Genomic DNA, 20,277 nt, shown 5'->3' with positions numbered 1-20,277 from the left:
CGGGGGAGGGGGCCACAGGTCATGGCAGCGGGATCGGCAAAGCGGTGCAACCGGTCGGCAGGGTCGCGCATCCAATCTCCTGAACCCGCATCATCCAGCGGACAGGAGCACGACCATGCAGGAACTCATCCCGATCACTCTCTTCATCTGCACCGCCTATGCGATCCATGCCATCGCCGATGCGCGTGCGCGCAGCAAGCTGGTGGCGCCGCACGTGCCGGAAGAGGTGATCCGCTCGCTGGCGGTATTGGAAGAGGAGCGCCGCCGCCAGGGCGCGCTGCGCTGGGGCATCAGCCTGGTGTGCCTGGCACTGGCCATGGCGCTGCTGGAGGCGATCGGTGCACGCGACCTGACGTTCGGCGCCGCCGCCGCGATGGTCGGCAGCGCCGGCCTGGGTCAGCTGCTGGCCTGGTACTTCACCCGCCCCGCAGCACGCAAGGGCTGAGCCGGCGCATGTTGCGGGCACAGGAGGAGCCCCACGCATGAGCCTGCTGGGGGAAGCGCTGGCCGCATTGCGGGGGCGGCATCGACAGGATGCCGCGGCCGCGACCACCCCTGCCGAGCCGCTGGATGCGGACCAGGCGCTGGTGCGCGCCATCATCGACGGCTCGCAACCGGCCTTCGAGCAGCTGGTGGAAACACACCAGCGCACCTGCGCGCATGTGATCGACCGCATGGTCGGCGACCGCGACCAGGTGGCCGACCTGCTGCAGGAAACGTTCCTGGCGGTATTCCGCCAGCTGCACCGGTTCCGTTTCGAATCCTCGCTGCGTACCTGGATTTCGCGCGTGGCCTACACCACCGCGCTTCAGTACCTGCGACGGCGGCGGCTGGAGGCGCAGTGGATGGTGGCGGTGGAAGCGCCCGAGGAACTGGGGATTGGTGACGACGGGCCGGGCCCGGCGGAAATCAGCGAGACATTGCAGGCCGGCCGCCACCTCGGGGCGGCGCTGGAACGATTGAGTGCGCCGCAGCGCCTGATCGTAGGCCTGCACTATCTGGAGGATTTCGATCTGGCCGAGATCGAACAGGTGACCGGCCTGGCCCGCGGTACCATCAAGAGCCACCTGTACCGTGCGCGCCAGGTCCTGAAGCAGGAACTGGTGCGGCACGCCACCGCCGGAGAGCTGCTGTGAACCGACCGACCGATTCCCGTGATGCGGAAGAGCGCGCGCTGGCAGAGGCGTTGCGTGAGCAGGCGCAGCAGGAAGAGACACCGGATGTGAGTGAGGCGCTGCGGAAGCGCATTGTCTCCGAATCGCGCGATAGCGGCGTGGGCTATGTCGTGGTGCAGGTGGTGTTGCTGGGGGCGCTTGTGGCTGGGGGCGTCTGGTACTTTTGGCGCTGAGAGGCTGATTGATAAGACGTCAGTCGCATCCGGCGTGAATTTTCTTCCGCCACTCCAACATTAAATTTCGGAAAATCCCCCGCGTCCGACGGATCGCGTCATCTTCAGACGCTAAGTGAAAGGCCCTGTGCTGAGGATAGTTGCAAAGGAATCCTCTTCTGTTGATGCCGATGATTCTGCTGGAAAAACCTAAATCGTCGGCATTCGCTGACGCTGGCCGGGAGCTGTGCAAGCTCACGGCTATATCCAGCAGTATCAACATCAAAGGAGCTGAATAATGTCGAAGATCGGCAAGTCCGTGCTTCTCCCTCCGGCACTCATTGCAATGCTTGGTCTATCTGGCATCGCATCTGCTGCGCATGAAAGTGCACCAAATGAACTCGCGCAGAACCACAACGTCCCTGTGCTGGACATCAATCTCGTCAGCGGAACGGAGTTGAAAGAAGGAATCGGCGATAACGAGATCGCAGGTGTTCAATGCACCAACTACTCAAGTGGTGGCACTCACTGCGGTCACTATTCGTCAGGCGACGCAGAAGAGCTCCAGTTCGCTCATGTTGTTCCTGAAGTCCAGAAGTTCAACGTCTAAGAACGCGGACGGTCGCCCATGGGGTGGCCGTCCGTCACCAAGGAGAAGTTGATGAGAACTTCCATAGAGGATCTTAGGAGAGCGATTGAAGATCCGCATAGAACGGTTGACGTTTGCTCAGTGCTGCTGGATGCGTGGCTTGAAGTCACTCCGCGTCGTTTGAGTGAGGCTCTTTCTAGATTCAGAGATAAGCGGATTGAGAATCAAGGGCGTGTGGAAAACTTTGAAAAAACGTTCAAACAGTTGGATCCCGCGGCGAGAAGAAGATTGCTTGGCTCCCCTTGGGTCTCCGGATTCATGGATGATCCAGATGGAGTTTCTCATGAAGATCCAGATGGACGGTCTGTCTCAACCATCGAAGCGCTTCACCTCGCCGCAACGGCCGAGTTTCTAGTTGCTCCCATCAATGACGGAATGGGAAAATTGCACCAAGGGAGGGGAGTCGAAAGCCCGCTGGGGGAGTGGGTGCTCAGACGGCATGAATCCGGATTTGAAAAAGTTGAGCGCGCAAAAGTGGGAGGTGTGATCGCTCTGGACGTGGATAGTGGGCTGGCGCGTCGAAACGAGCCAGAGAGTGGAACGTTCTGCAATCCATTCCTGAGTATCTCATCAGAAGAGCTTGTCGTAATCCAGGAGAAGCTGGAAGCAGCCATAGGGCTTGTGGACGAAGCCACTCCACATCTAGGTCTCCTGATTCGAACATTCACAAGGCGTGTGCTTGTGAGGAAGTCGATCCAGCCGGGTGATCAGGTTTCACCTCTGAATCTTGGGTCCGAGTATCGGCCGATTCATGCAGGTTGCATCCGAATCCTCAATGTCCATAGGCCAGAAATGACCGTGGATCTCTGCGCAGAGGCAATTCTGCATGAGTCCATCCACTCGTACCTTTCCGCCTACGAAGAGGTGCACGGGAAGTTCATGTCAGGCGCAATCAGGGTTCGCCCGGTTTCACCATGGTCTGGCAACTTCATTCCAAACCATTCACTGGCACACGCGGTTTTTGTCTACTACGCCATACATCAGCTCCTCGGGATATTGGTTGATATCGGAGCTGGCATTGGAGAAGAAGCCGGCAAGAGAATGAAGCGACGACTGATGCACGTTGCAGGCGGATTCTGCATCGAACGGAAGATCTCCACGCTATTCGTACTGGAGTCACCCGCTTCGCCGCAGCTGATGGCGGTCGTGAATGAAATTCAGGAGAAGATCAGGACTGAGTACAGCCAAAGAATGCCGAAGTACAAGCTGGAGAACGTGGCATGAAGACGCCAACCATTGTCATCCACTCCGATCCGGAAGACGTTGTCGCAGCCTTGCTTGGGGATGTTCAGGGCGTGAGTGTAATTCATCTGGACGAGCTGACTCGAAGCTGGTGCGTTCGGGAGGCTGAGGTAATTGAACCGGTACTGGAACAGTCGATTCCGAGCCTGTGCTCTGCCTACATCATCAACAGGGTCTTCGAGCTCTCTCGCACCGAGATTGGCTTGCGTCTTCGAGCATTTGGTCTGCATGAGAACTGGGCGCACGCAGCTTTGGGCTCTGTTCTGGCGCGAGCGCACGCGCTGGCACACGGTATTGGTCCTCGCGGCGTGAGTAGATCGCTTCTCCCCTTGAACGTGCAATGGAAGCTTCTTTCCGGGCGTATCCCTGGCATCAAGACGCCACAGTTCGCCTTTGGGTTCGGTCATCGAATGCCCGATATCTCGCATCTGGAAAAATTCGTGCAGAAGTCGGTCTGGTCCTACTTTCGGTGGAATGGCGATTCTGACGTCGCAGAAGATGAGCAGCAGTGGCATCCATTCTTCGTCGAGCAGCCGCAGGGCATCCCAATCGTGTGTAGCTATCACGGAGAGGCGTTCGCACTGAGTTTTCCGAGAGGATGGCCTGAGGTGGATCTTGGGGCTTTTCCTGGTCTCGTATCCGCATGCCGGGAACTGTTCGACAGCAGGATGGGCGAGATACTGGTGTACCAAGAGGATGAAATCCTGACCTTCTGCGCCTGCAGTCCTTACATGGCAGGAGTAGGTGAGCTGAGAGAAGGGAAGCAACTTCTTCTACGGGGAGTTCCTTCGAATTGAGGTTGAGGGCTCTGCAAAGGCCAAGGAGGGTAGGTGCACGGTTACTACATCAAGATGTCGTTGATTCGATTCAAGCAACGAATCGGCACACATCTCGCAATCGCTCTCATGCTGGGTGTCGGAGTAGGGATCACGACTGTGATGCTCTCCATTGTTCTTCAGGCATCTTCGGATCCCGTTCCAGAGCGGAGCTCCGCATTGTTCCGCCCGTATCTTGACGCACGTCCAGATGCCCTGCGCAATGCCTCCCCGGATCCTGGGCAGGCATTGACCTGGCCAGACGCGAAGGCGCTTCTGAACCAGGGCCGGACGTGGAAGCAGGCAGCTATGGCGGGAGGCGCGGTAACGCTTTCCCGGCCCGGAGAATCCAGCGCAAGACTGCGCGCGAGGTTCGCTACATCCGACGTCTTCAGTGTCCTGGGCATTGCCGTTGTTCAAGGGCGGGCATGGTCCGCCGAGGAGGGGCATGCCGCGAGCAGAACGGTGGTCCTTTCACGCGCGCTTGCAGAGCGGGAGTGCGCGCGTGACTGCATGGGCCATCAGTTGGAACTGAACATGCGCACCTATACCGTGGTGGGTGTCGCGGAGGACTGGCATCCGGTGCCCATGTTTCAGGGAGATCTGACACGCCGACCCTTTGTGGGACCCGATGAGATCTATCTGCCGGTCGAAACCGCAATCGCGGACGAGCTGACCGTTGTGGATGGAACGACGATCTGGGGAGGTGATCAGGACACAGATCCCGCAGGGCCCAACGTTTCCTGGCTTCAACTGTGGGTGTGGCTGCCCACCGCACACGATGTCGCCGCTTACAGCGCGAGTCTGAACGCCTATGCGAGGGAGAAGGGGCTTGGGATCGAGCCAGGCACCAAGCAGGTTGCACTCTGGCCGTTGATGGATTGGCTGGACAGGCTGGGATTGGTTCCGGAGCGGGCGAGGATGCAGCTCCGACTGTCACTGATCCTTCTCTGCGTGTGCATTGTCAACGCTGCGGCGTTGCTGAGCTTCAGTCTGGGTCGTCGTCGGCGGGAGCTCGCGATACGACGTGCACTGGGAGCGCGACGCCGAGACGTGTTCATCCAGCTCATGTGGGAGTCCATCGCAGCGGGACTCGCAAGCAGTGCGCTCGCTGTGGTCACTTATACGCTGGGAATCCTTCTGGTTGCTTCGGGAGACGTTCTGCCCAGTGCGATAACGTCGATGCATGCTGGGGCAATGCTGACGGCGGCGGGCCTGGGGGTCGCCACGACGTTGCTCTGTTCATTGTTCCCATCGTTTGAGATCTGCAGGGGTAGCTCATTGTCGAGTACCTTCGCGAAAGGGGCTGCCTGAAATGTTCGAATCGATGAGGGAGACCCGACGGCACATGGGGAGCGCCGCGCTTCTAGCAGTACAAACAGGGCTTGCAAGCCTGGCATGTGCATTCGCACTGCAGTCCGCTTTGGACAGCTTCTCCAGATTGAACACTCGGAACATCCGGGAGGCAGCATCGATTGGTGTGGTCAGGGTCTCGGATGCCGAAGAGGGCGTGGATGCTGCAGTGTTACGAGCAGACCTGTCCGCCATCCGGCTGCCCGGTGTACAGGACACGGTTGTGAGCGACTCTGTTCCGTTCGGAGGAAGAGCCAATCGATACGGCGTGTGCACCAGTGAATCCGCTATGGCGTACTCGATGAACGCGGGCACGACAGACGTTGCTGGATGTGATCGCATTCCCGTGGTAACTGCCAGCTCTGGCTTGCTGTCGATGCTGGGCGCGGGAATCGTCCTGGGAAGGGCTGTCACAGAGGACGACATGGTTGAAGGTGCCAAGGTGGTTCTGATCAGTGAAGCACTGGCTGCCAGTCTGTTCGGAACGGAGAGTGCCGTTGGCCGGCACCTGCATTTCGGCCCCGGCAGCAGTCGGGTCGTCGTGGGCGTATTCGCATCTGTTTCCGGGCCGGCACCAGTAGGCAATGAGCGAGACTCGCAGTGGGCGCTGCTTCCGGGACTTCCCGTGGGCGCGAGTCGCTATTATCTGGCGAAGTGGATGTCGGAGGTCGATCGGTCATCGCTTGATCGCGTTGTCGACGTACTGCAGCGGCCATATCGGATCGTGAATCCGGCCGGTATCGATACGCTGGCGGGATATCGCGACGCGTACGTCAAAGCTGATCGCTTCGCTACGTCCGTGCTCGCAATCATGACGGCCGTTGTTCTCGGTGTGCTGATGGCCGGTGTTTCCGGAGTCGTAGGCGCGTGGCTTGATCGACGTCGGCACTCCATCGGGATCCGACGCACATTGGGTGCTCGCGGGTCCGTGATCTTTGCAGAAATCATGTTCGAGGTTTCACTGTTTACAACGTTTGGCGCTGTGCTCGGCGCGATGACGTTGCCGTGGGTGTGGTCGTCACAGGACGACGTTCCTGGTTCACCATGGGTCCTGGGATTGATCGCTGCAGCGCTGGTGATGTCGGCCTGTTTCGCTGCCTTGGTGCCCAGGGCCCTGCGAATCGCCAAAGAGCAGCCGTTGACCTTGCTGAAGCCCTTCTAGCCATTCATCCCTCCCTTCACCCACCTCCACCTGCGACAAAGTGAAGCAGCGCGTCACCCTGTCGCATCCCGGCTTAACGATATCCCCCTAAAGTGGTCTGGTATCCCACCGGCTCCTGGCAGGAGGCGTCCCTTGGACGCGTTGTTGTTGTCGCGGATCCAGTTCGGATTCGTCATCAGTTTCCACGTACTGTTCCCGGCCTTCACCATCGGTACGGCCAGCTGGCTGGCCTTCATCGAATGGCGCTGGCTGCGCACGAAGCTGCCCGTATGGCGCGAACTGTATTTCTTCTGGCAGAAGATCTTCGCGGTGTCGTTCGGCATGGGCGTGGTCAGCGGCATCGTGATGGCCTTCCAGTTCGGCACCAACTGGCCGCGGCTGAGCGAAGTGGCCGGCACGGTCATCGGCCCGCTGCTGACCTATGAGGTGCTGACCGCGTTCTTCCTCGAAGCCAGCTTCCTCGGCGTGATGATGTTCGGTTGGGGCCGGGTATCGCCGCGCCTGCATTGGCTGTCCACGTGCATGGTGGCGCTGGGCACGTTGTTCTCGACGTTCTGGATCCTGGCGTCCAACAGCTGGCTGCATACGCCGGCCGGTTACGAGATGGTCAACGGCATCGTCCATCCCGTGGACTGGTGGCAGGTGGTGTTCAACCCGTCCTTCCCGTACCGGTTGGCGCACATGGCGCTGGGTTCGTTCATCACCACCTGTTTCGTGATCGGTGGCGTGGGTGCCTGGTACCTGCGTCGTGGCCAGCACGTGGAAGCGGGCCGACGCATGTTGATCGCCGCCGTCGCGTTCGCGGCGCTGACCGTGCCGCTGCAGATCTTCGTTGGCGACATGCATGGCCTGAACACGCTCAAGCACCAGCCGATGAAGATCGCGGCGATGGAAGCGCACTGGCATGAGACCAAGGAGGGCGAGGGCGTGCCGCTGGTGGTGTTCGCACTGCCCAACGAGAAGGAAGAGCGCAACGATTTCGAAGTGGCCATCCCGAAGCTGGGCAGCGTGATTCTCACCCACAGCCTGGACGGCACCTTCGATCCGCTGACGTCGGTGCCGGCCAGCGAGCGGCCGCCGGTGACGCCGGTGTTCTTCGCCTTCCGCATCATGGTCGGCCTGGGCACGCTGATGCTGGTGCTGGCCTGGGTCTCGGCCTTCCAGCTGTGGCGGAAGAAGCTGCTGGATTCGCCGTGGCTGCTGCGCGGCTGGAACTGGATGCTGCCCAGTGGCTTCATCGCGCTGATATCGGGCTGGTTCGTCACCGAGATGGGACGGCAGCCGTGGGTCGTCTACGGTGTGCTGCGCACCGCCGATGCGGTCGGCCCGCAGAGCGCATGGATGACCGCGCTGTCGCTGACGGTGTACGTGGTCGGCTACGCCTTCGTGTTCGGCTGGGGCATCTGGTACCTGGTGAAGATCCTGCGCCATGGCCCACAGCCGTACGACGCGGGCCCGTCGCTGGACCATGGCAGCCACACCCCGGCGCGGCCGCTGTCGGCCGCCGACGAACCGCTGGAGGAGCGCTGACATGGACCTGATGACCTGGCTGCCGGTGGCATGGTTCGCGGTGATCGGCTTCGGCGTGCTGATGTACGTGGTGCTGGACGGTTTCGTGCTCGGCATCGGCATCCTCGCGCCGTTCGCCGAAGATGAGGAACAGCTGGACCTTATGATGAACACCGCCGCGCCGATCTGGGATGGCAACGAGACCTGGCTGGTGCTCGGCGGCGCCGGCCTGATGGCGGCGTTCCCGAAGGCCTACGCGGTGCTGCTGTCGGCGCTGTACCTGCCGGTGCTGCTGCTGGTGGTGGCGCTGGTGTTCCGTGGCGTGGCCTTCGAGTTCCGCTTCAAGGCGCACCGTTCGCGGCGGCTGTGGAGCGTGGCGTTCGGCCTCGGTTCGTTGCTGGCCACGTTTGCCCAGGGCGTGATCCTCGGCACGCTGGTGCAGGGCCTGCCGCTGGTCGATGGTGTGTACGAGGGCGGTGCGTTCGGCTGGTTCAGCCCGTTCGCGATGCTGACCGGTGCCGCGTTGGTGGCCGGCTACGCATTGCTGGGCAGTACTTGGCTGATCCTGAAGACCGAAGGTCGTGTGCAGGCGCTGGCCCGGCAGATGACCCGGCCGCTGGTGGTGGCGGTGATCGCGGCGATGGGCCTGGTCAGCAGCTGGCTGCCGTTCCTGCAGTCGCGGCTGATGGAGCGCTGGTTCAGCGACGGCAACTTCTGGTGGCTGTCGCCGGTGCCGTTGCTGACCCTGGCGGTGGCCATCGCGCTGTGGCGCAGTGCCACCCATCCGCGTCGCGACCTGCCGCCGTTCCTGCTCAGCCTGGCGTTGTTCGTGCTTGGCTTCGCCGGCCTGGTGCTGGGCATGTGGCCGTACCTGCTGCCGCCGTCGATGACGTTGTGGCAGGCCGCCGCGCCGGCCTCTTCGCTCAGCTTCACCCTGGTCGGGCTGGTGCTGCTGCTGCCGGTGATCCTGGGCTACACGGCCTGGTCCTACCGGGTGTTCCGCGGCAAGGTGCGCGCCGACGCCGGCTATCACTGAATCCGTTCGCTGGTGCAGTCCACGCGGGGGGCGGTCGCTGACCGCTCCCCGTTGTGTTTTGTGAAACATGTCATCCCTGTGTCGGACGTGCTAGCGTGCGCTCCTTTCCGGCAGCCAGGGGGGCAGCCGGCGACGTCCTGGACGGATGCATGGCTGCAGGAATGGGGGGCAGCCGCGTGTCGCCGTAATGGCTCGAGACTCTCGTTCGCCCATCGAAACATCACCGGTAATGATCGAATTTTCCGTTGTCGACTGGGCCGCCTGGGCGCCTGGCCTGACCGAGCGTAGCCAATGGATGGGCTGGGCCGGGTCGCCGTTCCTGCCGCAGGGCGAGGACACGCCGGCGCTGGCCGAGATTCCGGCCATGCAGCGCCGCCGTATCGAGCGCCTGGGCCGCATGGCGATCCAGGCCGCGTGCTGGTGCGAGGACGGGCAGGGCGCTGACAGCCTGGTGCCGCTGGTGTTCGCCAGCCGCCATGGCGATGTCGCCCGTTCGATGGACCTGCTGGGCTCGCTGGTGGCCGATCAGCCGCTGTCGCCCACCGGCTTCGGCCTGTCGGTACACAACGCCATCGCCGCGCTGTATTCGATCGCCCGCGGCCACCGTGGCAACTACCTGGCGTTGTCTGCCGGCCAGTCGACGGTGGAAGCGGCGTGCCTAGAGGCCGTCGGCCTGCTCGGTGATGGTGCGCGTGAGGTGCGGATCGTGGTCTATGAGTCGCCATTGCCCGACGTTTACGCCAAATTCGCCGACGAACCCGACCCGTTCTTCGCCTGGTGCTGGCGTCTGGCACCCGTCGGCACCGCCGGTGGCACCGATCTTTCGCTGTCCTGGCAGGTCGCCGGCGACGTCGATCCGAGCGTGCCGGGCGTGTTGCCGCATGCGCTGGACCTGCACCGCTTCCTGCTGGCCGGGGATCCGCTGCTGCAGCACGTGACCCAAGGCCAGCGCTGGACCTGGCGCCGCCGTGGCTGAGGCGCTGCGCCGCCTCGATCATGCCTGGCGGGTGTTCGGCACCGGCCTCAGCTTCGCCGCGTTTGGCGTCGGCGGCCTGTTGCTGGGCGTGCTGGTGATGCCGGTGCTGCTGTTGATGCGCGACCCGGTCGCGCGTCGACGCCGGGCCCGCCGGCTGGTCCAGCGCGCCTTCGCCAGCCACGTGTGGCTGATGTGCCGGCTGGGGGTGATGACCCTGCAGGTGGAAGGGCGCGAACGCCTGCAGCGCGACGGCCTGCTGGTGCTGGCCAACCACCCGACCCTGATCGACGTGGTGTGCCTGATCGCCCTGCTGCCCAACGCCGACTGCGTGGTCAAGCGGGCGGTGGCCTGCAACCCGTTCATGCGCGGGCCGGTGCGTGCGGCGGGCTACATCTCCAATGACGACGGCGCCGGCCTGGTCGATGACTGCGCGGCGGCCGTGCATGCCGGCGGCACCCTGGTCATCTTCCCGGAAGGCACCCGCAGCGTGCCCGGGCAGCCGCTGCGGCTGCAGCGTGGCGCCGCCAACATCGCCGTGCGCGGGCGCCTGGACATCACCCCGGTGCGCATCACCTGCACGCCGCCGACGTTGACCAAGGGCCAGAAGTGGTATCGTGTACCCTCACGTCGTTTTCACGTTCAGCTGCAGATCGGCGAAGATATCCCGATCGCGCCGTTCCTGGCCGAAGATGACTCGCCAAGGGGGGATGCCCTGGCGGCCCGTCGCGTCACCGACCACCTCACTCGTTATTTCGACCTGTCTGGAGATCCGACCCGTGCAAGCACTTGAGCACGAGATCAAGGAATTGATCATTTCCTCGCTTTCACTGGAGGACATCACCCCGGAGGACATCGATCCGACCGCGCCTCTGTTCGTGGAAGGCCTCGGCCTGGACTCGATCGATGCGCTGGAACTGGGCCTGGCGCTGCAGAAGAAGTACGGTGTCAGCCTCTCGGCCGACTCGGAAGAAACCCGTCGCCATTTCTCCAGCGTGCGCGCGCTCGGCGAGTTCGTCGCCGCCCGCCAGTCGTAAGGCGCCAGGAACTGCCATGACCAAGAATGAATTGTTCGAGCGCATCGTCCGCATCCTGACCGACAGCTTCGAGATCGAGCCGGCGCGGATCAGCCCGGAGTCGCGCCTGTACGACGACCTGGACATCGACAGCATCGATGCGGTGGACCTGATCGTGCAGCTCAAGCCGCTGCTCGGCCGCAACCTGCAGCCTGAAGCGTTCAAGGCCGTGCGCACCGTGCAGGACATCGTTGATGTCGTGCACGGCCTGCTGCCCGGTCAGGCCGCTGCCTGACAGCAGCACGGACGCCGCGACCATGGCACGGGCACGCATGGTCGTGGTGGCAGCGATTTCGCTTGCCTATCCGGTACTGGTCTACGTGGCGATGGGCCGCTTCGAGCCGCGCTGGCTGGCGCTGCTGCTGTTCGCGCTGGCCCTGCTGCGCGCGCTGAGCACCCGGCAACCCTTGTGGTGGGCCGCCGCCGCCGGCGCGGGCCTGCTGGCCGGGCTGGCCACCGTGCTCAACCAGGCGCTGCCGCTGAAGCTGTACCCGGCGCTGGTGAACGTGGTGATGTTGACGGTGTTCGCCACCAGCCTGCGCTTCGGTCCGCCGCTGGTGGAACGCCTGGCGCGCCTGCAGGAGCCGGACCTGCCACCGTTCGCGGTGATCTATACCCGTCGCGTCACCCAGGTGTGGTGCGGCTTTTTCGTTCTCAATGGTGGTCTCGCCCTGCTCACCGCGCTGTATGCGTCGGACCGGGTCTGGATGCTCTACAACGGATTGTTGGCGTACGTGATGATGGGATTGTTGTTCGGGGGCGAATGGCTGGTACGGCGTCGGGTCAAGGCAGCGCACGCGCATGGCTGACTGGATCGCCCTGGATCGGCTGCTGATCACGGCGCAGCCCGGCCGCGACATCGGTGTCTGCGATGGCATTGCCGTCGACCACGTCGCCTTCCGCCTGCGCGTGCTGGCCTGGCGTGACGCTTTCAGCACTGCCGAAGGCCGCGACTGGGCGCTTTACTTCGATGACACCGTGGCCTTCGCTGCGGCGTTGTTCGGTGCCTGGCATGCCGGCAAGCGGGTCTTCCTGGCTGCCGACAACCTGCCCGCGACATTGCAGGCGCTGCAGCCGCAGGTGAGTGGTTTTGCCGGTGACCTGTCGGCCGATTACCAGCCCTTGCAGGCCACTGCCGCTGCTGCCGACGATGCGGCGCTGCTGCCGTTGGACGAGCGCGCCTGCGAACTGTGCGTGTTCACCTCCGGCAGCACCGGCCAGCCCAGCGCCATCAGCAAGCGGCTGGACCAGCTGGCGCGCGAGGTCGATGCCCTGCAGGCCGCGTTCGGCGCCCAGCTCGATGGCGCCCAGGTGCATGGCACCGTGTCCCACCAGCATATCTATGGCCTGCTGTTCCGCGTGCTGTGGCCGCTGGCCGCCGGCCGTGCGATCCAGCCCCGGCGCTTCTTCCACGAAGATCTGGTGGGCGCGCTGGCCGGTACCGATACGGTGCTGGTCGCCACCCCGGCCCATCTCAAGCGCCTGCCCGAGCAGCTCGACTGGGCCAGCCTGCACGGTCGCCTGCGTGCGGTGTTTTCCTCCGGCGGCCCGCTGCCCGAGGACGCCGCGCGCCAGGTCCGCCAGTGGTTGGGCGTGGCGCCCACCGAGGTTTACGGCAGCAGCGAAACCGGCGGTATCGCCTGGCGCCGCTGGGACGCCGATGCACCGCCGTGGCGGCCGTTGCCGGGCGTGCAGTGGCGGATCGAGGAGGACTGCCTGGCGGTTGCCTCGCCGCACCTGGAGACGTCGGACTGGTGGCGCACCCAGGATCGCGTGGAAGCACTGGCCGATGGCCGCTTCCGCCTGCTGGGCCGCGCCGACCGCATCGTCAAGATCGAAGAACGGCGCGTTTCGCTGGACGCACTGGAGCGCGCCCTGCGCGAAGATCCCGAGGTCGAGGACGCGCGCGTACTTGTGCTTCAGGGCCAGCGCGAGCAGCTGGCGGCAGTAGTGGTGCCGGCCGATCCGGCGCTGGCACGTGCCGGCGACAGCGCACGGCGCGCGCTGGGACAGCGATTGGGCACGCGGCTGGCGCAGGGCCATGACGCGGTCACCCGGCCGCGCCGCTGGCGCCTGGTCGAATCGCTGCCGATCAATGCCCAGGGCAAGGTCACCCAGGCGGCGCTGGTCGCGCTGTTCCAGCCGCTGCTGCCGGTGCCGGTCTGGGACTGTCGCGAAGAGGCCGCGGCCACCCTCCGGATGATGCTGGACCCTGCGCTGCGCGCGTTCCAGGGCCATTTCCCGCAGGCGGCGATCCTGCCCGGCGTGGCCCAGCTGGACTGGGCGGTGCGCTTCGGTCGGCAGGCCTTCGTGCTGCCGGCCGGGTTCCAGCGCATGGATGCGGTGAAGTTCCAGCGCGTGGCCCGCCCCGGCGACGAGCTGACCCTGCAACTGCAGTGGGACGCCGAACGCGGCGTGCTGACCTTCCGCTACACCTCCGTGCATGGCGTGCACGCCAGCGGCAGGGTGGTCTTCGCCGATGCGCATTGAACCAGCCACCGCTGGCGGCGCGTTCGCGCCGCTGGTGGTCATTCCCGTGTACGATCACGAACACGCCATCGGCGCGGTGGTCGACGGCGTGCAGGCCGCGGGCCTGCCCTGCCTGCTGGTCGACGATGGCTCGCAGTCCTCCTGCGCGCGGGTGCTGCGCGAACTTGCACAGCGATCGGGCGTCGACCTGCTGCGGCTGGACGTGAACCAGGGCAAGGGCGGGGCGATGCTGGCCGGTTTCGCTGAAGCGCAGCGTCGTGGGTATACCCACGTGTTGCAGATCGATGCCGACGGCCAGCACGACACCGGCGACCTGCCGCGTTTCATCGATGCCGCCCGCGCGCACCCGGACGCGGTGATCTGCGGCATTCCGGCCTACGATGCCAGCGTGCCGAAGGCGCGCCTGTATGGTCGCTACGCCACCCACATCTGGGTGTGGATCAATACGCTGTCGCTGCACCTGCGCGACACCATGTGCGGATTCCGCGTGTATCCGCTGCCGCCAGTGCTGCGCCTGATTGGTGAGGAAACCATCGGCCGGCGCATGGATTTCGACACCGAAGTGATGGTGCGCCTGTACTGGCGGCAGGTACCGGTCGAGCACCTGGCCACGCGCGTGACCTATCCGGCCGACGGCGTTTCGCATTTCGATGTGTGGCGCGACAACGTGCGCATCAGCCGCATGCATACCCGGCTGTTCTTCGGCATGCTCTGGCGTGCGCCGCGCCTGCTGTGGCGCCGGCTGCGGGGGCAGGGCTGAGATGAGCCGCGCGCAGAGCGCCCCGCACTGGGCCGATATCGGCGAGTCCACCTCGGTGGCCGGCGTGTTGTTCCTGTGCTGGGTACATCGCTGGTTCGGGCGCTGGCCGTTCCGCCTGTGCGTGTGGCCGGTGGTGGCCTGCCATTGGCTCGGCAACCGCGTCGGCCGCCAGGCCTCGATGCAGTATCTGCAGCGGTTGCAGGCGCATACCGGGGCGATTGGCCATGCGCCGACCCGGCGCGACAGCCTGCGCCATTTCTTCAGCTTCGCCGACACGATGCTGGACAAGATTCTGGGCCTTGGCGGCCGCTATCCGCCCGAGCGCATCCGCTTGCAGCGCGACCTGGTGCTGGGCAAGATCGCGCGCCGCGAAGGCGGCCTGATCCTGACCGCGCACATCGGCTGCCTGGAACTGTGCCAGGTACTGGCCGAGCAGGTGCCGGGGTTCCGCATCACCGTGCTGGTGCACACCGCGCACGCGCAGCGCTTCAACCGCCTGCTGCAGCGGCTGGACCCGCTGGCTGCGGTGGAGCTGGTGCAGGTCACCGAAATGGGCCCGGCCACGGCTGTGATGCTCGCCGAAAAGGTCGCCTCCGGTGGCTTCGTCGCCATCGTCGGCGACCGCGTGCCGGTGCAGGGCGGACGCAGCGTGATGGCCGATTTCCTCGGCCACCGTGCGCCGTTCCCGATCGGCGCCTACGTGCTGGCGGGCGCGCTGGGCTGCCCGGTCTACACGATGTCGTGCCTGCACCAGGGCGACGGCTATCGGGTGGCCTTCGAACAGTTCGCCGAGCGCGTGGTGCTGCCGCGCGGTTCGCGCGATGCCGCACTGGCCGAACAGGCGCAGCGCTTCGCGCACTGGCTGGAACTCCAGGTCATCCAGTCCCCGTTGGACTGGTTCAATTTCTTCCCCTTCTGGGATCAGGCTCCTCATGACTATTGACGCCGTACCCGTGTGCCGTTTCGGCGATGCACCGCTGACCATCGAAGACGTGGTCGCCCTGGCCCAGCGCAGATGCGAGGCCGCGCTGAGCGATGTGCAGGCGTTCCGCGCCCATATCCAGCGTGGTGCCGACTTCCTCGACCGCCTGCTGCGCGAGGATGGCGTCATCTACGGGGTGACCACCGGCTACGGCGATTCGTGCACGGTGAACATTCCGCCGGCACTGGTCGCCGAGCTGCCGCACCACCTGTACACCTACCATGGCTGCGGCCTGGGCCGTTACCTCGACCCGGCCGAGACCCGTGCCGTGCTGGCAGCGCGCCTGGCCTCGCTGGTGCGTGGCATGTCCGGCGTCAGCGTGCCGTTGCTGGAAGGCCTGGCCACGCTGCTGCAGCACGATGTGCTGCCGTTGATTCCCGCCGAAGGCTCGGTGGGCGCCAGTGGCGACCTGACCCCGCTGTCGTACGTGGCAGCCGTGCTGTGCGGCGAACGCGAGGTGCTGCACGACGGCCGCGTGCAGCCGGCGGCCGAGGTGCTGGCGAAGATCGGCATGACCCCGCTGAAGCTGCGGCCGAAGGAAGGCCTGGCGATCATGAACGGCACCGCGGTTATGACCGGCCTGGCCTGCCTGGCCTGGCAGCGCGCCGACTACCTGGCACGCATGGCCACGCGCCTGACCGCGTTCAACGTGCTGTCCAGCGACGGCAACGCGCACCACTTCGATGAAACCCTGTTCGCCGCCAAGCCGCACCCGGGGCAGTCGCGCATTGCCGCGCGCCTGCGCAGCGACCTGCACAGCGAGCGCCCGCCGCGCAACGAGCAGCGCCTGCAGGACCGCTACTCGCTGCGCTGCGCGCCGCACGTGATCGGCGTGCTGGAAGACACCCTGCCGTTCCTGCGCCAGCTGATCGAAACCGAGCTGAACAGCGCCAATGACAACCCGCTGATCGATGCCGACGGCGAGCGCATCCTGCACGGTGGCCACTTCTACGGCGGCCACATCGCGCTGGCGATGGATACGCTGAAGAACACCGTGGCCAACATCGCCGACCTGCTTGACCGGCAGCTGGCGCTGGTGGTCGATGCCCGCTACAACCATGGCCTGCCGGCCAACCTGTCGGCGGCGACCGGCCCGCGTGCGGCGATCAACCATGGCCTGAAGGCGCTGCAGATCAGCGTTTCCGCATGGACAGCCGAGGCACTGAAGCAGACCATGCCGGCCTCCGTGTTCTCGCGCTCCACCGAATGCCACAACCAGGACAAGGTCAGCATGGGCACCATCGCCGCGCGCGACTGCCTGCGCGTGATCGAACTGACTGAACAGGTGGTGGCGGCCATGCTGATCGCCGCCCGCCAGGGGCTGGCACTGCGCGAACGGGTTGGCATGAACGCGCAGCTGCATGGCAGTCTGGCCGACATGTACGCCGACCTGGGGCAGCGCATCGCCCTGGTCGAAGAAGACCGCGCGCTGGATCGCGAACTGCGGGAACTGCTGGTGGAGATCCGCGCGCAACGCTGGGAGCTGTATGTCGGTGAATGAAGGCAACGAACTGGTCGGCGAAATTGAGCTGGCCCCTGCGTTCCATGACTGCGATCCGATGAACGTGGTCTGGCATGGCAACTACTTCAAGTACTTCGAGATCGCGCGCTGCGCGTTGCTGAAGCGCTACGACTACGACTATCCGCAGATGCTCGAATCGGGCTACCTGTGGCCGGTGGTCGATGCGCGGGTGAAGTACGTGCGGCCTTTGCTGTTCGGGCAGGCGCTGCGCGTGCGCTCGCGCATCGTCGAGTGGGAGAACCGGCTGAAGATCGAATACGAGATCCTCGATGCGGAAAGCGGCCAGGTGCTGACCCGCGCGATGACCATCCAGGTCGCGGTCGACGCGGCCAGCAAGGAAATGCTGTACCAGTGCCCGCCGGTGCTGTGGCAGCGTCTTGGAGTGCCTGCCCCGTGATCCGAATCCTTCGTCTTCCGCGCGTGCTGCTGTGCGCGCTGCTGCTGGTTGCCGCGCCGCTGCTGCAGGCCGCCGATCCCGCCGTCGATGCCATCACCCAGGCCGTCGCCCGGCCGGACGTGCTGCGCGGGCAGTTCACCCAGGAAAAGCAGGTCAGCGGCTTCAAGAACCCGCTGCGCTCGCAGGGCCAGTTCGTGGTCGCGCGCAAGCATGGCGTGATCTGGTCCACGCTCAAGCCGTTCCCGTCCGAGGTGGTGGTCACCGCCGACCGCATCCTCAGCCGCCAGCGCGATGGCAGCACCCGCGTCGAGCTGGACGCGCGCCAGCAGCCGGCGATGCGCTCGGTCAACGCGATCATGTTCGCGTTGCTGAGCGGTGACGTGCAGGCACTGTCCAGCCAGTTCAACGTCCAGGCCACGCGTGAAGGGCAGGGCTGGCGTCTGAAACTGACGCCGAAGTCGGCGATGCTGGCCAAGGCCTTCCAGTCGCTGACACTGCAGGGCGACCGTTACGTGCGCCAGGTCGAGATCATCGAAGCCAACCAGGATCGCACCCGCATCCAGTTCACTGCGCTGAGCGAGGCTCCGGCAACGTTGAACGCCGACGAGGCGCGCCGCTTTGAGTGACAGCGCCGCACCGGATCGCCTGCGCCGCTGGTGGCACTGGCTGGGCATCGCCTGGCTGCTGCTGTTGCTGGTGCTGGGCGCGCAGCAGTGGCGCCTGTGGAGCCAGGAGTCGCGGATCGACACCGACATCCTCGCCCTGTTGCCGCAGGACGCGCACGACCGCCTGCTCAGCGACGTCACCCGGCGCATCGCCGATGGCAGCTCGCGGCAGGTGGTGGTGCTGCTCGGCAGCACCGACGGAGCCGCTGCCAAGCGCGCGCAGGCGGCGTTCGCTGCGGCAATGGCCAGTGATGCCGACAGCGCGCTGCTGGTGCCCAGTGGTTCGATCGAAGGCTGGTTCGATGACGCGCGAGCGTTCTACGCACCGTACCGCGACCGCCTGCTGACCCCGGCCCAGCGCGAGCAGCTGCAACAGGCCGAACCCGCTGCGCTGGCCGAACAGGCGCTGGGCGCGCTGTACGGCCCGATGGGCGCGCCGCGCCTGACCGAGTGGCGGCAGGATCCGCTGTCGCTGTGGCCGCAGTGGTGGCAGCAGCAGGCCCAGGGCTCCGGGCTGCGCCTGGGCGATGACGGTCTGCTTGAGGCCGAGGGCAAGCATTGGGCGGCATTGCAGTTCGATACGCCGGGCTCGGCCTTCAGGCTGGATGGCGAGCGCCATCTCGATGGCCTGCTCGAACGCGCCGGAGAAGCGGCCAAGGCCGCTGCGCCAGGTCTGGAGATCCTGCATGCCGGCGTGCCGTTGCATGCCGAAGCCGCCGCGGTGCAGGCCAACCAGGAGATCAACACCATTGGTTGGGGCTCGCTGGCGGCGGTGCTGCTTCTGGTGTGGCTGGCGTTCCGCTCGCTGCGGCCGATCCTGCTGGTCGCCGCCTCGCTGCTGATCGGCTGTGGTGTGGCGCTGGCGGTCACCGTGCTGGTGTTCGACAAGGTGCATGTGCTGACCCTGGTGTTTGGTGCTTCGCTGGTCGGCGTGGCCGAGGACTACGGCATCCACTGGTTTGCTTCGCGCCAGGCCGAACCGGCCGACCGCCGCTGGAAGCTGCTGCGGCATCTGCTGCCGGGCCTGTGGTTGGCGCTGCTGACCAGCGCGCTGGCCTACCTGGCACTGGGCCTGGCGCCGTTCCCCGGCCTGCGGCAGATGGCGTTGTTCTCGGTGGTCGGTCTGGCCGCTGCCTTCCTCACGGTGATCTTCTGGTTCCCGTGGCTGGACGGCGGCGAGATCCGAACCACCCGCTTCGCGCAGTGGCTGGGCAATACGCTGGAGCGCTTCCCGCGCCTGCACGGGCGTCGCCCGGTGGCGATCTTCCTTGGCGTGGCCGCGCTGGTGTCGGCCATCGGCATCGCCCGCCTGCACAGCAACGACGACCTGCGCAGCCTGCAATCGTCGCCGCCGGCGCTGATGGCCCAGCAGATCCGCCTCAGCCAGCTGCTGGGCATGCCCAGCCCGGCGCAGTTCTACCTGGTGCAGGGCAGTGACGCCGCACAGCTGTTGCAGCGTGAAGAAGCACTGACCGAACGCCTGCGTGAACTGACCCACGACAAGCGCATCGGCGGCTACCGCGCGATCAGCGACTGGTTGCCATCGCCCGCGCGACAGCAGGCCGATGCGGCGCTGACCGCCCGGGTGGAACCGGGTGTGCTGGCCGCGGTCGGCGAAGCGGTGGGTGAGCCCTTGCAGCGCCCTGCATTCGCAGCGGCGCCGCTGAGCGCCGAGGCCTTCCTCGCCTCGCCGGCTTCGCAGCCGTTCCGCCACCTGTGGGTCGGCAACGTAGGCGGGCAGATGATCAGCGTGGTGATGGTCGATGACCTGTCGCGTGCCGATGCGCTGGCCACCCTGCGTGGCGCTGCCGAAGGCCTGGACGGCGTGCGCTGGGTCGACCGCACCGCTGATTTCTCGCAGCTGCTGGGCCATTACCGCAAGCTGATGGGTGGCCTGCTGCTGGTTGGCATCGTGCTGGTGTTCGGCGCCCTGTGGCTGCGCTATCGGCGCCATGCCTGGCGCGTGTTCGCCCCCACCCTGGTCGCCGGTGCGCTCACCCTGGGCCTGCTCGGTCTGTTCGGCCAGCCGCTGCAGCTGTTCAATGTGCTGGCACTGATGCTGCTGCTGGGCATGGGCATCGACTACGGCATCTTCCTGATCGAGCACCGCGGCGATGCCAGTGCGTGGCTGGCGGTCTGCGTGGGTGCGGCCAGCACGTGGCTGTCGTTCGGCCTGCTGGGTCTTTCGCAGACACCCGCGTTGCGCGCGTTCGGGCTCACCCTGCTGTTCGGCATCGGCCTGGTCTGGCTGATCTCGCCGCTGTTCCGGCCGCCACCGCATGACGTGCCGCCGGCCTGAACGGACACGCTTCATTCCGA

The 20,277-nt window shown here is 65.3% G+C and carries 22 protein-coding genes; all 22 read left to right on the top strand.

What is annotated here, in order from left to right:
* The first annotated feature begins 115 nt into the window (after positions 1 to 115).
* The 22 genes from AC13GI_RS07340 (at position 116) to AC13GI_RS07235 (ending at position 20,257) form a co-directional block, all read left to right on the top strand.
* A complete protein-coding gene (locus tag AC13GI_RS07340) occupies positions 116 to 445 on the top strand; it encodes a hypothetical protein (protein WP_099819894.1) in 330 nt (109 codons plus the stop codon).
* 37 nt (positions 446 to 482) lie between these two features.
* A complete protein-coding gene (locus AC13GI_RS07335) occupies positions 483 to 1,136 on the top strand; it encodes an RNA polymerase sigma factor (RefSeq protein ID WP_482995933.1) in 654 nt (217 codons plus the stop codon).
* Complete coding sequence (locus AC13GI_RS07330; RefSeq protein WP_099819892.1) at positions 1,133 to 1,348, top strand: hypothetical protein; 216 nt, start codon at positions 1,133 to 1,135, stop codon at positions 1,346 to 1,348. Before AC13GI_RS07335 ends, AC13GI_RS07330 begins: the two co-directional genes overlap by 4 nt.
* A gap of 277 nt (positions 1,349 to 1,625) precedes the next feature.
* The gene (locus AC13GI_RS07325; RefSeq protein WP_133119604.1) at positions 1,626 to 1,937 is read left to right on the top strand and encodes a hypothetical protein; all 312 of its coding nucleotides are present in this window, start codon (positions 1,626 to 1,628) and stop codon (positions 1,935 to 1,937) included.
* A 51-nt stretch (positions 1,938 to 1,988) separates the two neighbouring features.
* Positions 1,989 to 3,200: a hypothetical protein gene (locus AC13GI_RS07320; protein ID WP_133119603.1), complete on the top strand. Its 1,212-nt coding sequence runs from the start codon at positions 1,989 to 1,991 to the stop codon at positions 3,198 to 3,200.
* Positions 3,197 to 4,015: a hypothetical protein gene (locus tag AC13GI_RS07315; RefSeq protein ID WP_099819890.1), complete on the top strand. Its 819-nt coding sequence runs from the start codon at positions 3,197 to 3,199 to the stop codon at positions 4,013 to 4,015. The genes AC13GI_RS07320 and AC13GI_RS07315 overlap by 4 nt, the downstream gene beginning before the upstream one ends.
* Positions 4,016 to 4,048: 33 nt before the next feature.
* Positions 4,049 to 5,347 carry an ABC transporter permease gene (locus AC13GI_RS07310; protein ID WP_099819889.1) on the top strand — a complete coding sequence of 433 codons (1,299 nt, stop codon included), beginning with the start codon at positions 4,049 to 4,051 and terminating at the stop codon, positions 5,345 to 5,347.
* Between the two features lies 1 nt (position 5,348).
* Positions 5,349 to 6,548 (top strand): ABC transporter permease, encoded by a 1,200-nt coding sequence (locus AC13GI_RS07305; protein WP_099819888.1) that lies wholly within the window; start codon positions 5,349 to 5,351, stop codon positions 6,546 to 6,548.
* Between the two features lie 132 nt (positions 6,549 to 6,680).
* A complete protein-coding gene (locus tag AC13GI_RS07300; protein WP_482995932.1) occupies positions 6,681 to 8,078 on the top strand; it encodes a cytochrome ubiquinol oxidase subunit I in 1,398 nt (465 codons plus the stop codon).
* A gap of 1 nt (position 8,079) precedes the next feature.
* Positions 8,080 to 9,093, top strand: a complete 1,014-nt coding sequence (gene cydB / locus AC13GI_RS07295) for a cytochrome d ubiquinol oxidase subunit II (RefSeq protein ID WP_482995931.1) — start codon at positions 8,080 to 8,082, stop codon at positions 9,091 to 9,093.
* 229 nt (positions 9,094 to 9,322) lie between these two features.
* On the top strand, positions 9,323 to 10,069 hold the full coding sequence (locus tag AC13GI_RS07290; RefSeq protein ID WP_482995930.1) for a beta-ketoacyl synthase chain length factor: 747 nt from the start codon (positions 9,323 to 9,325) through the stop codon (positions 10,067 to 10,069).
* Positions 10,062 to 10,859 carry a lysophospholipid acyltransferase family protein gene (locus tag AC13GI_RS07285; RefSeq protein WP_089237756.1) on the top strand — a complete coding sequence of 266 codons (798 nt, stop codon included), beginning with the start codon at positions 10,062 to 10,064 and terminating at the stop codon, positions 10,857 to 10,859. Before AC13GI_RS07290 ends, AC13GI_RS07285 begins: the two co-directional genes overlap by 8 nt.
* Positions 10,846 to 11,103, top strand: coding sequence for a phosphopantetheine-binding protein (locus tag AC13GI_RS07280; RefSeq protein WP_005411610.1), 258 nt, complete (start codon positions 10,846 to 10,848; stop codon positions 11,101 to 11,103). The genes AC13GI_RS07285 and AC13GI_RS07280 overlap by 14 nt, the downstream gene beginning before the upstream one ends.
* Before the next feature lie 16 nt (positions 11,104 to 11,119).
* Positions 11,120 to 11,377 carry an acyl carrier protein gene (locus tag AC13GI_RS07275; protein WP_025878014.1) on the top strand — a complete coding sequence of 86 codons (258 nt, stop codon included), beginning with the start codon at positions 11,120 to 11,122 and terminating at the stop codon, positions 11,375 to 11,377.
* A 22-nt stretch (positions 11,378 to 11,399) separates the two neighbouring features.
* Positions 11,400 to 11,951, top strand: coding sequence for a COG4648 family protein (locus AC13GI_RS07270; RefSeq protein ID WP_265951669.1), 552 nt, complete (start codon positions 11,400 to 11,402; stop codon positions 11,949 to 11,951).
* Positions 11,944 to 13,632, top strand: coding sequence for an ApeI family dehydratase (locus AC13GI_RS07265; protein WP_482995929.1), 1,689 nt, complete (start codon positions 11,944 to 11,946; stop codon positions 13,630 to 13,632). Before AC13GI_RS07270 ends, AC13GI_RS07265 begins: the two co-directional genes overlap by 8 nt.
* Positions 13,622 to 14,392 (top strand): glycosyltransferase family 2 protein, encoded by a 771-nt coding sequence (locus AC13GI_RS07260; protein WP_099819882.1) that lies wholly within the window; start codon positions 13,622 to 13,624, stop codon positions 14,390 to 14,392. Before AC13GI_RS07265 ends, AC13GI_RS07260 begins: the two co-directional genes overlap by 11 nt.
* 1 nt (position 14,393) lies before the next feature.
* Positions 14,394 to 15,335, top strand: coding sequence for an LpxL/LpxP family acyltransferase (locus AC13GI_RS07255; protein WP_482995928.1), 942 nt, complete (start codon positions 14,394 to 14,396; stop codon positions 15,333 to 15,335).
* Entirely contained in the window at positions 15,325 to 16,875 is a 1,551-nt protein-coding gene (locus tag AC13GI_RS07250; RefSeq protein WP_482995927.1) for an HAL/PAL/TAL family ammonia-lyase, read from the top strand. The genes AC13GI_RS07255 and AC13GI_RS07250 overlap by 11 nt, the downstream gene beginning before the upstream one ends.
* A complete protein-coding gene (locus AC13GI_RS07245; protein ID WP_033832524.1) occupies positions 16,862 to 17,293 on the top strand; it encodes an acyl-CoA thioesterase in 432 nt (143 codons plus the stop codon). Before AC13GI_RS07250 ends, AC13GI_RS07245 begins: the two co-directional genes overlap by 14 nt.
* Positions 17,290 to 17,919 carry an outer membrane lipoprotein carrier protein LolA gene (locus AC13GI_RS07240; RefSeq protein WP_482995926.1) on the top strand — a complete coding sequence of 210 codons (630 nt, stop codon included), beginning with the start codon at positions 17,290 to 17,292 and terminating at the stop codon, positions 17,917 to 17,919. The genes AC13GI_RS07245 and AC13GI_RS07240 overlap by 4 nt, the downstream gene beginning before the upstream one ends.
* Positions 17,912 to 20,257 (top strand): MMPL family transporter, encoded by a 2,346-nt coding sequence (locus AC13GI_RS07235; RefSeq protein ID WP_482995925.1) that lies wholly within the window; start codon positions 17,912 to 17,914, stop codon positions 20,255 to 20,257. The genes AC13GI_RS07240 and AC13GI_RS07235 overlap by 8 nt, the downstream gene beginning before the upstream one ends.
* Positions 20,258 to 20,277 lie beyond the last annotated feature (20 nt).

The organism is Stenotrophomonas sp. 82F1 (assembly GCF_056861525.1).
This window is presented reverse-complemented; position numbering and strand designations above follow the sequence as displayed.

Bases quoted from the DNA above. Each gene is read 5' to 3' on its own strand.
- AC13GI_RS07340 (WP_099819894.1), top strand. From the start codon at position 116: ATGCAGGAACTCATCCCGATCACTCTCTTCATCTGCACCGCCTATGCG.
- AC13GI_RS07335 (WP_482995933.1), top strand. From the start codon at position 483: ATGAGCCTGCTGGGGGAAGCGCTGGCCGCATTGCGGGGGCGGCATCGA.
- AC13GI_RS07325 (WP_133119604.1), top strand. From the start codon at position 1,626: ATGTCGAAGATCGGCAAGTCCGTGCTTCTCCCTCCGGCACTCATTGCA.
- AC13GI_RS07320 (WP_133119603.1), top strand. From the start codon at position 1,989: ATGAGAACTTCCATAGAGGATCTTAGGAGAGCGATTGAAGATCCGCAT.
- AC13GI_RS07315 (WP_099819890.1), top strand. From the start codon at position 3,197: ATGAAGACGCCAACCATTGTCATCCACTCCGATCCGGAAGACGTTGTC.
- AC13GI_RS07305 (WP_099819888.1), top strand. From the start codon at position 5,349: ATGTTCGAATCGATGAGGGAGACCCGACGGCACATGGGGAGCGCCGCG.
- cydB (WP_482995931.1), top strand. From the start codon at position 8,080: ATGGACCTGATGACCTGGCTGCCGGTGGCATGGTTCGCGGTGATCGGC.
- AC13GI_RS07290 (WP_482995930.1), top strand. From the start codon at position 9,323: ATGATCGAATTTTCCGTTGTCGACTGGGCCGCCTGGGCGCCTGGCCTG.
- AC13GI_RS07275 (WP_025878014.1), top strand. From the start codon at position 11,120: ATGACCAAGAATGAATTGTTCGAGCGCATCGTCCGCATCCTGACCGAC.
- AC13GI_RS07270 (WP_265951669.1), top strand. From the start codon at position 11,400: ATGGCACGGGCACGCATGGTCGTGGTGGCAGCGATTTCGCTTGCCTAT.
- AC13GI_RS07265 (WP_482995929.1), top strand. From the start codon at position 11,944: ATGGCTGACTGGATCGCCCTGGATCGGCTGCTGATCACGGCGCAGCCC.
- AC13GI_RS07260 (WP_099819882.1), top strand. From the start codon at position 13,622: ATGCGCATTGAACCAGCCACCGCTGGCGGCGCGTTCGCGCCGCTGGTG.
- AC13GI_RS07255 (WP_482995928.1), top strand. From the start codon at position 14,394: ATGAGCCGCGCGCAGAGCGCCCCGCACTGGGCCGATATCGGCGAGTCC.
- AC13GI_RS07250 (WP_482995927.1), top strand. From the start codon at position 15,325: ATGACTATTGACGCCGTACCCGTGTGCCGTTTCGGCGATGCACCGCTG.
- AC13GI_RS07245 (WP_033832524.1), top strand. From the start codon at position 16,862: ATGTCGGTGAATGAAGGCAACGAACTGGTCGGCGAAATTGAGCTGGCC.